Below are 12,716 nucleotides of genomic sequence, written 5' to 3' on the forward strand. Positions count from 1 at the left end.
GATGCAGCGTAGATTTCCACAACCAGTGATGCGAAGCCCGGTGCCGCGGCGGCGATCTGTGGCGCGGGCCGTACTGCTGGTCATCGCCCTTCACGGGCCGGTCGGCGAGGTACTCGCTCAGGACCAGCCCGACGCCCAAAGTGCCGCCGAAGCGCCAGGCGCCGCGCAGGTCACCATTCGTGAGTACATCGTGCGGGGTAACACCACGCTCGATGCGGAGACGATCGAACTTGCGGTCTCTCCGTACCTGGGTCCAGAGCGGTCGATGGACGACATCGAGTCCGCGCGTGAGGCGCTGCAAAAAGTCTACAACGACAAGGGCCTGCAGTCGGTGTACGTCGGGCTGCCCGAGCAGCAGGTGGTCGGGGGTGTGGTCATCCTGCAGATATCGGAAACCAAGGTGGGCCGGTTGCGGGTGGTTGGCGCGCAGTACCACTCGCCGCTGGAGATCCGTGATCAGGTACCGGCGTTCCGGGAAGGCGAAGTCCCCGACCTGCATCTCGCGCAGGAGCAGTTAGGTGCGTTGAACCGCACGGCAGATCGGCAAGTCATTCCAGCCATGAAGCCGGGCCAAGTCCCCGGCACTTTGGATGTGGACCTGCAGGTCGAGGACAAGAGCCCGTGGAGCGGAAGTACGGGCCTGAACAACGACTACAGCGCTGATACGTCGAACCTTCGTGCGATGGCGACGCTGAGCAACAGCAACCTGTGGCAGAAGGGACATTCGGCATCGCTCACCTTCTTCACCGCGCCGAGGCACCTGGACGATGCCAAGGTGGTCACGGGCTCCTATTCAATGCCGTTGTCCGATCGCTGGAGCCTCGAGTTCTCGGGCTATCACTCCGACAGCGACGTCGCTACCGTCAACGACACCAATGTGCTCGGCAAGGGCTATTCGTTGGGCCTAGCTGCTGTCTACACCTGGGAGCCACGAGGCAGTTGGTATCACTCGGCATCGCTCGGACTGGACTACAAGAACTTCGATGAAGAGTTGCGCTTCGGCGGAAGCGGCCAGCGGGTCCCGCTGCGCTACGTTCCCATCACCCTCTCATACAACGGGTTTCGTACGACCGACACATCGCAGACGGTCATCGATCTGAGCTTGGTGGGCGGTTCACGCAGCTTTTTCAATATCGGTAGCGACGCGCAGCAGTTCGACGACAAGCGCTACTTGGCGAATCCCAGTTTCCTCGCCCTCAAGGGCAATCTGAGCCACACGCAAGATGTCTTCGACGGCTGGCAGTGGCATGCCCGCACTTCCTTCCAGTTTTCCTCCGGACCGTTGGTATCGAACGAGCAGTTCGCCGCGGGTGGCGCGACCAGCGTGCGGGGCTACTACGCGGCCGAGCGCACCGGCGACGACGGCATCCTGGTTGGCCAGGAGTGGCGCACGCCGTCGTTGGGGAACTGGCTCGGAAGCTCGGTGCGGGAATGGCGTCTCTATGCATTTGCTGAAGCGGCTGCGTTGCGCTTGCGCGATCCGCTACCTGAGCAGGACTCCCGCTATGCCCTCGCCAGTGTCGGTCTCGGTACGCGTATGCGGCTGTACGACTGGTTCTCGGCGGGCTTGGACTGGGGCTATCCGCTGCGCGACGGCCCCAACACCAAGAAACACGATCCGCGCCTGAACTTCAACCTACGCGCCAGTTTTTGAACCTTCCATAGTTTTATCCGGAGTTAACGACGATGCTACGTTCGCTAATGTGCTTGCTTGTCCTAGTGACGAGCATCATCCTGCCTTCCGTCGCTCATGCCGCCTGGTGGCAGCCCGACTGGAAGTACCGCAAGCAAATTTCGATCGACACCACGCCCAACGGCGGTGCCATCAACGAGTCGGTCGGGCGCACGCCAGTGCTGGTGCGGCTTCACACCGGCAACTTCTCCTTCGAGGGCGTCGCCGATAACGGCACGGACGTGCGCTTTGTCGCGGCCGATGACAAGACCGTTCTCAATCACCAGATCGAGAGCTTCGACCCGCTGCTGGGCATTGCCACCATCTGGGTGGACGTGCCCGAGGTCGCGGGTGCGGCGCGTCAAGATATCTGGATGTACTACGGCAACGAGGCCGCGCCCGCCGCCTCGAACGGACAGTTGACGTTCGATCCGAACTACACGCTGATCTACCATTTCGGCGCCGCGGCCGATGCGCCGCAGCGCGATACCACGGCGTACGCCAACCACGCACAAACAACGGCTGGAACGACGGTCGACAGCGTGATCGGGCGCGGCTTGCAATTGACGGGCGGCGCGCAGCTGATGTTGCCGGCTTCGCCGTCGTTGGCGCTGCCTGCTGGGGGGGCGTTCACGTTCAGCGCTTGGGTGCGCGCCGACCAGTCTGCCGGAGCGCAGTTGTTGTACGCGCGGCGCGACGGCGGCAATTCGCTCTTGATCGGCCTGAACCAAGGCGTCCCGTTTGTTGAGGTCAACGGGCAGCGCACGCCGCAGGCGCAGCCGTTCGCAGCCGGTGCGTGGCAGCACCTGGCGGTGACCGCTGACGGCTCGCAAGTCGCCCTGTACGTCAATGGCCGTCAAGCTGCGACGCTGGCCGTAGCGTTACCGCCACTGGCCACCGCTGCGGCGATCGGCGGCGATGTGGCTGCGGCCGCGCCTGCAGCGCCGGTCAACGCGGGTGCGCCGCCAGCCAGCGGTGCCCCCGCTACGGCGGCACCGGCGCCTGTCCCCACGGCATTCGCGCCGTTTGCGGGCGCACTTGATGAAGTGCGCCTATCCAGAATCGCACGCCCCGCCGCTCTGATCCTGGCCGATGCCACAGCTCAGGGTAGCGAATCCCGCCTGGTTCAGTACGGAGCCGACGAAGAGCAATCCGGTTTCGGCTTCGGTGGCCTGGGCTTCCTGCTCAAGGCCGTGCCCTTCGATGCCTGGATCGTGCTCGCCGTGCTGGCCTTCATGATGGTGCAGACCTGGATCATCATGATCGTCAAGAGCCGGCGCCTGAAGCGCCTGGAGCGCGCGAACGCGAGCTTTCGCACCGTCTTTGCCAAGGTGGGCAAGCGCTTGGAATTGCTGGCCGATGACAACCGCGCCGAGGCGCAGTTGCAGGACTCATCGCTCTGGCGCCTGTACTCGGTTGCGGTCAATGAAATCCGCGTCCGCCGCGAGCAGGGCGCCGACACCACTTCGATCTCTTCGGCCACCATCGAAGCCATCCGCGTTTCCATGGATGCCGTGCGCACCAAGGAGGCGCAGGCACTCGGCTCCCGCATGGGCACGCTGTCCAATGCCATTGCCGGCGGTCCCTACATCGGTCTGCTGGGAACCGTACTGGGGATCATGGTGGTGTTCCTGGGCACGGCGATGGCAGGCGACGTGAACATCAATGCCATAGCGCCGGGTATGGCCGCTGCGTTGCTCGCGACCGCTGCGGGTCTGTTCGTCGCGATTCCGGCGCTGTTTGGCTACAACCGCATCCTGGGCCGCAACAAGGAAATCGGCGCGGACATGCGCGTGTTCGTCGATGAATTCGTCGCGCGCCTGGCCGAAGTGCACGGCGAATCTCAAGCGGCTGAAGAAGCCCATCAGGCAGCACATCTGCGCAGCCATGCCGACCGTCGGCCCGAGGCTGCCATGCCCCATTCCCCCGTTCCCGCTGTCTAAGGAGTAAGCGATGGCTTCCGTATCCGCAGCAAGCGATGACGACGAGGGCGTAGCCGTCGATGGCATCAACGTCACCCCGCTGGTCGACGTGCTCATGGTGGTGCTCGTCATGTTCATCTTGACGGCGACCGCGCAGATCTCCGGCATCCAGGTGAACCTGCCGAAGGCGAGTTCGTCGGTGTCGCTGTCGCAGCCAAAGACCAAGGCGATATCCATCAACGAGGTCGGTCAGGTCTTTCTCGACGCCTATCCGGTCACCTTGCCTGAACTCGAGGACCGGTTGCGCACAGAGAAGGCGCTCAACCCGGACTTTCCCGTGATCCTGCGCGGTGACTCGGTCGTGCAGTACCAGAAGGTCGTTGAGGTTCTCGATCTGCTACGCAGGCTGGAACTGTCCCAAATCGGGCTTGTTACCGGCAAGCCAAACTGAAGCTGAGTGGATCTGTGACCGAGCCCAACCCCAATCGTCCGCCCCAGGCACCAGAACAACAGGAACTGGCCGGACTGTTCGCAGAGAAGCAGGCTGAACCGCGGCGCGATGTCATGCGCGTGGTCAAGCCTGTCGTGGCCGTGCTGATCGTGGGCGTCTTGGGGTACTTCGCCTGGCAGTGGATCAGTGACATGTCCGGCGTACAGCGCAAGCCCCCGGAGATGACCGCGATCATTCCGCTGCCGCCGCCCCCGCCGCCCCCGCCCGAACCCGAGAAGCCGCCGGAGCCGGAAGAGCCGCCACCCGAAGAAAAGATGGTCGAGCCCGAGCCCGAACCGACGCCCGCCGAGGAGCCGAAACCCGCCGAGGACGCCCCGCCCACCCCAGCCGACTCCGCGGCCGATCCGATGGAGATGAACGCCGATGCGCAAGCAGGCAGCGACGCATTCAACATCGGCGCGGGCACCCGCGGGGGCATGGCCGGCTCGGGGGGCGGCGGTCGGCTCGGGAATGCCACCTATGGGCAGTACCTGGGCTATGCGTTGCAGAAGACGCTTCGAGAAGCCGAGAGCACCCGCAACCTCGTCTACCGGTTGAGCGTCGACCTCTGGATCAATCGCGAAGGCCAGGTCACGCGCGCGGAGATCACGCGCTCCAGCGGCGACCCGGCGATCGACGATCAAGTGCTGGCGGTTCTGCGAAGTACCGCTTTCGACCAGCGCCCGACCTCGACCACCACCATGCCCGCCAAGGTGGCACTGACCAGCCGCCGCCCGTCGTGATCGACGTGCGGTATTGAATTCCACGGAGCCCTTCACTATGAACTTTCAACCAACTCGACTGGCCAGCGTAATGGCCGCCGCGCTGCTGCTTGGCATCGCCTCCGCACCGGTAAAGGCGCAGACAGCGGCCAGCGACGACGTCACAGTCGAGCTGATCCAACTACTGGTGGAGCAAGGCGTGCTCCAGCAGGCGCAAGCGAATGCGTTGCTGCAAAGAGCGCAAGCCAAAGCCCAGGCCAAGGCCGCGGAAGCCCAGGCCGCTGCCGATCCGGGTGCGGCGATCGCGCAGCCCGGCGATGTGCGTGTGCCCTACATTCCTGCGTCGGTGCGCAAGCAGATCCAGCAGGAGGTCAAGGAAGACATGATGGCGCAGGCCAAGTCGGAGAACTGGGCCCAGCCCAATACGTTCCCCGATTGGGTCTCGCGCATTACCGTCGATGGTGACGTGCGTGTGCGCAACGAGTCGCGCCTGTTCGACGACCGCAACAGCAACGAAATCGTCGACTTCAATCGCTTCAATGAGAACGGGCCGATCGCCACGGTGGTGGGCAATGAGCAGAATCCCTTCGATCTGCCGTGGATGAACACCCGGCAGGACCGCCGCAATCTCTGGCGCTTTCGCGCTCGCCTCGGCGTGAAGGCCGAGATTGCCGACGAATGGACGGCCGGCATTCGGCTGGCCAGCGGCAGCGACAACAACCCCGTCTCGACTTCCGACACGCTGGGTGGCGGCATGGGCAAGAAAGACATCTGGCTCGATCAGGTCTACATGACCTATCGGCCCACGCCGTGGGCGGCCATCACCGCTGGACGCGCCAGCAATCCCTTCCAGTCCACCGACATGTTGTATTCGGACGATCTGCAGTTCGACGGTATCTCGGCCAAGTTGTCCCATGCGTTTGAAGATCGGCCCGTGACCGTGTTCGGTAACGTGGGCGCTTTCGCGCTGGAGTACGCCAACAATCCCTGGCGCTCGGACACCAACTCCGAAGGTAGAAGCGAGAACAAGTGGTTGCTGGGGGGGCAGATCGGCGCGGCGTGGAAGCCAAGCCAGGATGACACGCTCACCGGTGCGGTGGCCTACTACCGCTTTGAAAACATCGCCGGTCGGCGCTCGTCGGGATGTACGGTTTTCACGTCATCCGATGCGTGCGACACCGACTGGTCGCGCCCGGCGTTCATGCAGAAAGGGAACACACTTTTCCTGCTTCGTGACATTCGCCAATGGTCGGCCGATCCGGCTGACTGGAATGAATGGCAGTACGTCGGCTTGGCGTCCAAGTTCAACTTGCTGGACTTGAACATGTCCTGGGAGACCAAGATCATTGACGGCATGGGTTTCCGGCTGGACGGCAACTACATCCGCAACCTGGCCTACAACAAGGACGAGATGATCCGCCGCGCGGGCGGCACAGGCAACATCGTCAACTCGCGCGACAACCTCAACGACATCGAAAGTGGTCCGAACGCCTGGAGTCTGCAAGCAACGGTGGGCCGCGGCCTGAAGCTGGAAAGCAAGGGCGATTGGCGCGCCTTCGCCGGCTACAAGTACATCGAGCCCGACGCATTTCCGGACGGCTACAACGACAGTGGTTTCCATCTGGGCGGCACCAATGCCCGAGGCTACTTCCTGGGCGGCGCCTATGCGTTCGACAAGAACGTCTGGGGGCAGTTCTCGTGGAGCAGTTCCAAGGAAGTCTATGGCGCGCCGCTGTCCGTCGACCTCGTTCGATTCGACCTGAACGCGCGATTCTGACCGTGGAGGAATCATGAAACAGCCCGTATCGGCAGCAGCACTATGGATCGCGGCATTGATGCTGATCGCTCCCGGCGTGCATGCGCAGAGCATTGAGGATCGGCTACGCACGGAGTTGCGCAGCACGACCGGGAAGTTGCAGCAGATCCAGAGCCAACAGGCGCAGCTCACCGCCGCCAAGGCCACGGCCGAGGCGGAGCGCGATGCCGCGAACAAGGAACTGGCGACGTTGCGTGCCCAGGCGGACAGCTTGCGCAAGCGTGTGGACCGCCTGGAAGGCGATCAAGAGACGGTCAAGCGCCAGGCGCAGGCACAGGTCGCCAGCAGTCGCGAGCAAGCCACCAAGGTGCAGTCCGCCTTTCAGACCTTGGAGGGGCAAGCCAGAGCGTTGCAGTCTGAGGCGGCAACGCTCAAGACGCAGTTGACCCAGCGGGACGGTGAGTACCAGGTATGCCTTGCCAAGAACCAGGAGATGTACAGCGCCGGACGTGAGCTGTTGACGGCCTACGAGTCCGTTGGAACGGGTGACCTGTTTGCCGTTCGCCAGCCGTTTTCCGGCCGTGCACGGGTGCTGTTCGATGAAAAGGCCCAGGAGTTCGGCGACCGGCTCTACAAGAGCCAGGTGGGCGCGGGCACGCCACCGGATCAACCGGCCGGGCCATAGGTCGCCGTAGCGGACAGGCCTGGGTTATGACCAACGAATTTTTGAGGAACGATTAATGACAGAAGAGATCAAGCTGATCGAGTCGCTGAGCATCGAGCAATTGCAGGAACTGCTTCAGTCCATGGGCTACCGGGTGACGGTCTCCGAGCGCGAAGGCGCGCGGCAGCTGCTCAGTGCCACGCAGGGGATCGGGTTCTCAGTACGACCTGGAAACCCCGGGCAGGCGCCGAGCGAGTTCATCGATTACACGCTCAGTTGTCCACTGCACGTTCAAGGCGATATTCCGACCGGTCTGGTCGAGAGCTGGAATATCCGCAAGCGCTTCGGCCGTCTGGCGCAACAGGCGTCTTTCCTGGTGTTGGAGAAGGACGTGATCGTCGCCGGTGGGGTGAGCCCCAAGTACCTGCGGGCGACCACCGAGTTGTGGGACCGCTTGATGCAGGAACTGGTGCTCTTCCTGAAGGACTACGTGTCGAACAACGCGGTCGCCGCTGCACCGTCGCAGCCGGGCGACGCCGCCCCTGCGGCTCCGGGCGTACAGCCGACCGAAGGCGAGGCGGCACCGCTTCAGGAGCCGAGTGGCGGTAAGGAGAAGGACAAGGCAGGCAAAGACAAGGCAGGCGCAGACAAGGAGACGGCCCAATGATGCAACGACGGGGCATCTTCTCGGGGCACGCGCTTCTCGGCGCCGTGGCCCTGCTGGGCGCGATGCACGCGCCGGTCGCGGTGGCCGCTGAGCCCGCTCAGTCGGCCGTTGCCGTATCCGGCTCCGTGTCGGTCGGCCGCAGCGAAGTGCAGGACTTCGTCGCGACCCTGCCGCCGGAGCAGCGTCAACGCCTGTCGGAGAATCCACAAGCGCTGGAGCAATGGGTGCGCGGGCGCCTGGCCGACAAGCTGCTGATCGCGGAAGCGACTGCGCAGCAGTGGTCACAGCGGCCGGAGATCGCCCGGCAGATCGAGGCCGCCACGTGGGAGATCGTCGCGCGCTCCTATCTCGCTTCGGTGAGCCAGGTGCCCAGCGACTATCCGTCCGATACGGAATTGACCGCCGCCTACAACCGGGTCAAGGGGAACCTCACCAAGCCGGCCAGCTACCGCATCAGCCAGGTCTTCATTTCGGCGCCGGTGGGCGACCAGGGCGGCGTCGCCGCCGCACGCAAGACGGCAGACGAGGCGGCGCAGAAGGCGCGGCGACCGAAGGCCGATTTCTCCAAGTTGATCACCGAGTACGAAAAAGGAGCGGAGGCGCCGGCTGCCGAGACCGGTTGGGTGACGCTGGACCAGCTCCTTCCGGAAGTTCGGCCCGTGGTGGCCAAGCTGAAGGCAGGCGAAGTTTCCGAACCGGTGCAATCGCCAGCGGGCTTCCACGTGCTCAAGCTCGTGGAGTCGCGCGAAGCACAGCCGGCGACTTTCGAGGAAGCAAAGGAAGGGCTCAGGGCGCGCATGAAGCAGGAGCGTCAAGGCCAGATCGCCCGCGCCTATCTCGATGGTCTTGCCAACGGCGCCGCAGTCAAGGTGGACGGGCAGGCCATGAAGAACGTGGTGGACGCGGCCACGGCCGCTTCGGGGAGCAAACGATGACCCGGCGTCGACCCTTCTTCTGCGGAAGATAGGCGTGCAGTCGTTGAGCACGCTCCATCGGCGGGTCCGCCGGCTGTGGCATCGAGGATGGCACGCAGTCGTAAGTGGCGTCATCGGCGTCGGGGTGTCCGGTGCGCCGCAGGCTGCGCCATCCACGCCTGTCACGACTGTCGGGGTACCGAAAGAATGGATGGCCTACGCCGGTCAGGTGAAAGCTCGGATCGAGACGGCCCTATCGACGCTCGACGACACGGTGACGCAGCGGCTGCGTGCGGCAGAGCCCCAGGCAGGGGCGGCGCAGTCCTGGGTTGCCCGGGTGTGGGTGGATCGACATGGGACGTTGTCTGGACTGGAACTGGACGAGCAAGCCGGCTCAGCCGTGGAGCGGGAGTTGAGGGCGTTGCTGGTGGGGATGCCCATCGGAGAATCGCCGCCCGAGAAACTTCGCCTGCCGATCATCATGCGCCTCGATTGGACCGAGGCGCCACCGCCGGGCAACGCCGAAGGCACGCCGCCCGTGGTGCCGCACTGACGAGCAGAAGACGGTGGGGCCGCGGGTCAACGAAGGAGTTTCGGACTGACGGGCCGTCAGCGCTGAACGCGACAACGCGTGATCCACGCTGAAATGCAGGCATTGCGCCGCAAGTCACGAGCCACCCGACTGCCAAAGTTCGGTGAACCGGGAAAGCAAACGAAGGCTGTCGAAGCCGCTGGGCAAGTCCCTGACTGGACTTACCCAGGCAATAAATAGCGGGTAAGAAGGTGGATCTGGTAACGCCCCAGAACCTGAGCCGCCCTGTCGAGAGACGTTGGCCAGACTGCCAACGGAATTCTGGGTTGTTTTCGGAGGATAACTGCATGCACCCAATACGCGTCTTTCTCAGAAATCGACAGGAACTGGAATCTATTGCCCTGTCGCACCACGCCTGCAACTTGCGTGTCATCGGTCTGCCCAATCGCGACAGCGAGGGCGTTCTAAGCGGCGAACTCCGAGTGATGGTGGACCCCGACCGCTGTATGACCGAACTCGACCTGAAGTCGGCCGAAGCTGCGCTATCCGCCGTCGTGGGACGTGTTGTGCAACTCGTTGCTGCTCTGCCGTCACAGGCGTTGGACCGAGCCGATATGCCCGACGAGGACATGGACGCGGAGCAAGTACACGATGACATGGACGAGGAGAACGACAGCGAAGATGCGTTTCTGCCGCCCTGTGTGGATGCCTTGGCCAGCGCGATCGCCCAGATCCAGATGTACATCCGGGACTGTGACAGGGAGGACTTTCGGGATGACCGGTTACGCCAGGACGCAGTGGCGCACAACCTCAGTGCTATCGCCCACGGTGTGCTGGGTTTGCAGGATCTTCCCGGGTTCCAGCCCTACGAACCGGTGTTGAATCCCTGGCTGCACTACTGCTGGGATTTCAGCTGGCTGCCCATGGATAAGGTCGATCTGGACGAGGTTTGGGAGATCATCCACCAGGATCTGCCACAGTTTGAAGCCGATTTGGCGCGCATCAGATCGGAACAATTCAGCGAATGAACTGATGGCCGAAAGGGGAGATGCCGTTCGGCGGCTCACGCCTCGCGGGTCAATCTTTCCAGCAACCGGCGCAACGCTTGATTGACCGCCTGCGCTTCCGACGCGCTGAGGCCGGCTTCGTCTTCGATGTGCACTTTCTTTGCAATTTCGCTGGCCTGCTGCAACACGTATTCGCCGCTGGGGGTAAGCGTCGCAGCCATCAAGGTGCCGGGCTTGGCCGTTTCATCGCGGCGCACATGCCCGAGGCGTGCCAGCCCCTCCACGAGTTTGCCGGCGCTTTGCGGGGTAATCAGCAGTGCGCGTCCCAGCGCCGCCGACCCGATACCAGGTTCGGCGTCAATGTTTTGAAGCGCCCTGAACTGGGAGGCGGTGATTCCGGCAGACGCGCGCAATTCCTCCTCGACACGTCGTTGCATGACGTGCGCCAAGCGCAGGACGGTATAGCTCAGAGAGTTGTCGAAGCTCTCGTTGCCGGAAGGACGGGGTGGCGACATTCATAAGCGGCGCATACGTAAGGGTTGACACCATAAGCCCGCTTATGGCCTACTAACCATAAGTCACCTTATGGTCGGGCGCCCGGATTGCCCGCCGCTACCATCCACTGCGGGAACTCATGGAGACCACGAACAAGGGCAGTCGCAGCCCTCTTGACCCACACGTCTCGAAGGTCAGCTTGTTGGACGTCGACATGAATGTGTCGAAGGTCTTCGCGATGGCGCGCAAGCGTCCCATCACGGTGTTTCGGTACCGTTCGCCCTACGCGGTCATCGTGTCTCACGACACATGGGTGTGCACGACTAAACCGTCTGCCATCGTCCCGCTGCGTTCCCCCTTGGTTCCGCTCAATGACGCCATTGAGCATGCGCAGCAGACCCAGGCCTGGTCATTCGGGCTCACTGCGGTTTTCCCGCGACTGCTGCTCGAACCCGCCACCATCGCTCGCGCCCTGATGCTTCAGGTGCTCTATTCGATTCCGACCGAAGCGACGCTGCACGACCAGCTCACTTTCAATCGGGCTTTTCGATGGTTCGTCGGCTTGCATGGGGAGACGCCCGTCTGGGACAGCGGACCGTTCGTGCAGGATCTGCGAACGCTCCTTGAAGACGACAGAGCGGTCGAGTTGTTGTTGGAGTTGTTGCAGCGCGCGATGCCCGTGATCACCAGCCCGGAAAGCGACTTCAAGTTGAACATTGCGCTGGCTCGCGCCTGGGCGTTGCGCCATCCGCGGCTGGACAAGCGTGTACCCAGCCAGGCGTCGCACGATGGTCGCTTATTCCTGATGCCCCACCCGGGACCATCGGTCGCGTGACCTGTCCATGGCGTTGGGCCATGATTTTGCTTCCCACCTGCATGGAAAGGACGACGTTATGGACTCAAACTGTCACGTCGTCAACGTCGATCGTCCATAGCTATCAACACACGGCTGGGTAGGGCCGCCTTGTATGGACGCCGGAGGCGTGGGTCATGGAGTGCGCAACGACCTCCGAACGGCGCATCGCTGGCACCCCTGCCTCAATCCAAAGCCTCCCCCGGCAGGCCCCTCGAAAACAGCGGGCTTGGGACGTCCGTGCACTTGCTGGATTGGCAGCTTGGGCCGATCAGCGTAGCCTGAGGGAATTACATCCGCGGCCAGGCCCGGCGACACTACTTCTATGAACCCTGACCTCATTTCCGCACTCATCGGCGGCGCCTCCGGTATCACTTGCGCGGTCATCACGGCCAAGATGACTACTAGGGCGAGCAGGAAGGAAATCGAACGAGTCAACGCGATCAATGGGGCGTACCTCGCTTCGCACATCGCCCCCGCACTTCGCGCCTATGCGGCAACATGCCTTTCAGTCAGCTACGACGATGGGTACTCCGAAGGACGCCCTGCAGGCGAAAACGGAACGGCCCAAGCCACGGTCACTTCGCCTGCTTTTAAGCCATCGGATTTCACCGTCGAGTGGAAATCGCTTCCAAGCAACCTTATGACCGACATACTCACCTTTCCCGAGTATGCGCACTCGGAAGCGAGCGTGCTGAACGACGAGTACGGCTATGACGACCCCCCCGATTACCCGCAGTTTTTTTCCGATCGGCAGCGCATCTACGTCAAGCTCGGGCTGAAGGCGCTCACGCTTGCGGAACGTCTTTATGAGCACGCCAAGATCGAGCCCCACGACCAGGGAGCAGACATGCGGGTGCGGCTGTCGGAACGCCAGGCAGAACTGGAGACCAAACGTGCAGAGCGGGAAGAACGTATTGCGAAGCACCGGGCGAATGAAAACGATGTTTTCGCCTCGTCTATCGCCTCACCGCCCGTTCTCGATCAACCGCAGGCGTCTAAGCTACTCGATCTCAGCTAGA

General features: G+C 63.0%; 13 protein-coding genes. 12 read left to right on the forward strand and 1 reads right to left on the reverse strand.

All coding sequences use genetic code 11. From position 1 onward, the window contains the following. Positions 1-28 precede the first annotated feature (28 nt). The 10 genes from HV753_RS12725 to HV753_RS12770 all read left to right on the forward strand — a co-directional run bounded on the left by HV753_RS12725 (position 29) and on the right by HV753_RS12770 (position 10,367). A complete protein-coding gene (locus HV753_RS12725; protein ID WP_175175432.1) occupies positions 29-1,654 on the forward strand; it encodes a ShlB/FhaC/HecB family hemolysin secretion/activation protein in 1,626 nt (541 codons plus the stop codon). A gap of 32 nt (positions 1,655-1,686) precedes the next feature. Next, positions 1,687-3,615, forward strand: coding sequence for a DUF2341 domain-containing protein (locus HV753_RS12730; protein WP_175174855.1), 1,929 nt, complete (start codon positions 1,687-1,689; stop codon positions 3,613-3,615). 10 nt (positions 3,616-3,625) lie between these two features. Continuing rightward, on the forward strand, positions 3,626-4,045 hold the full coding sequence (locus HV753_RS12735) for an ExbD/TolR family protein (protein WP_175174856.1): 420 nt from the start codon (positions 3,626-3,628) through the stop codon (positions 4,043-4,045). A gap of 14 nt (positions 4,046-4,059) precedes the next feature. Next, positions 4,060-4,827, forward strand: a complete 768-nt coding sequence (locus HV753_RS12740; RefSeq protein WP_246288257.1) for an energy transducer TonB family protein — start codon at positions 4,060-4,062, stop codon at positions 4,825-4,827. A 37-nt stretch (positions 4,828-4,864) separates the two neighbouring features. Then, complete coding sequence (locus tag HV753_RS12745; RefSeq protein ID WP_175174857.1) at positions 4,865-6,583, forward strand: putative porin; 1,719 nt, start codon at positions 4,865-4,867, stop codon at positions 6,581-6,583. A gap of 13 nt (positions 6,584-6,596) precedes the next feature. After that, on the forward strand, positions 6,597-7,247 hold the full coding sequence (locus HV753_RS12750) for a DNA repair protein (protein WP_175174858.1): 651 nt from the start codon (positions 6,597-6,599) through the stop codon (positions 7,245-7,247). Between the two features lie 55 nt (positions 7,248-7,302). Beyond that, positions 7,303-7,893: a YbjN domain-containing protein gene (locus HV753_RS12755; protein WP_175174859.1), complete on the forward strand. Its 591-nt coding sequence runs from the start codon at positions 7,303-7,305 to the stop codon at positions 7,891-7,893. Then, positions 7,890-8,828 (forward strand): peptidylprolyl isomerase, encoded by a 939-nt coding sequence (locus HV753_RS12760; protein WP_175174860.1) that lies wholly within the window; start codon positions 7,890-7,892, stop codon positions 8,826-8,828. The genes HV753_RS12755 and HV753_RS12760 overlap by 4 nt, the downstream gene beginning before the upstream one ends. A 208-nt stretch (positions 8,829-9,036) precedes the next feature. Beyond that, the gene (locus HV753_RS12765) at positions 9,037-9,360 is read left to right on the forward strand and encodes a hypothetical protein (protein WP_175174861.1); all 324 of its coding nucleotides are present in this window, start codon (positions 9,037-9,039) and stop codon (positions 9,358-9,360) included. A 326-nt stretch (positions 9,361-9,686) separates the two neighbouring features. Continuing rightward, positions 9,687-10,367 (forward strand): HepT-like ribonuclease domain-containing protein, encoded by a 681-nt coding sequence (locus HV753_RS12770; RefSeq protein WP_175174862.1) that lies wholly within the window; start codon positions 9,687-9,689, stop codon positions 10,365-10,367. Positions 10,368-10,402: 35 nt separating this feature from the next. On the opposite strand, the gene HV753_RS12775 is transcribed toward HV753_RS12770, so the two are convergent. Next, positions 10,403-10,861: a MarR family winged helix-turn-helix transcriptional regulator gene (locus tag HV753_RS12775; RefSeq protein ID WP_175174863.1), complete on the reverse strand. Its 459-nt coding sequence runs from the start codon at positions 10,859-10,861 to the stop codon at positions 10,403-10,405. A gap of 119 nt (positions 10,862-10,980) precedes the next feature. Between HV753_RS12775 and HV753_RS12780 the strand changes: the two genes are divergently transcribed. Both HV753_RS12780 and HV753_RS12785 read left to right on the forward strand, forming a co-directional pair. Further along, the gene (locus tag HV753_RS12780) at positions 10,981-11,676 is read left to right on the forward strand and encodes a transposase (RefSeq protein WP_175174864.1); all 696 of its coding nucleotides are present in this window, start codon (positions 10,981-10,983) and stop codon (positions 11,674-11,676) included. A 343-nt stretch (positions 11,677-12,019) separates the two neighbouring features. After that, complete coding sequence (locus tag HV753_RS12785) at positions 12,020-12,715, forward strand: hypothetical protein (protein WP_175174865.1); 696 nt, start codon at positions 12,020-12,022, stop codon at positions 12,713-12,715. Position 12,716: the final 1 nt, after the last annotated feature.

It is taken from the genome of Achromobacter pestifer (genome assembly GCF_902859625.1).
Lineage (GTDB): Bacteria > Pseudomonadota > Gammaproteobacteria > Burkholderiales > Burkholderiaceae_B > Achromobacter > Achromobacter pestifer.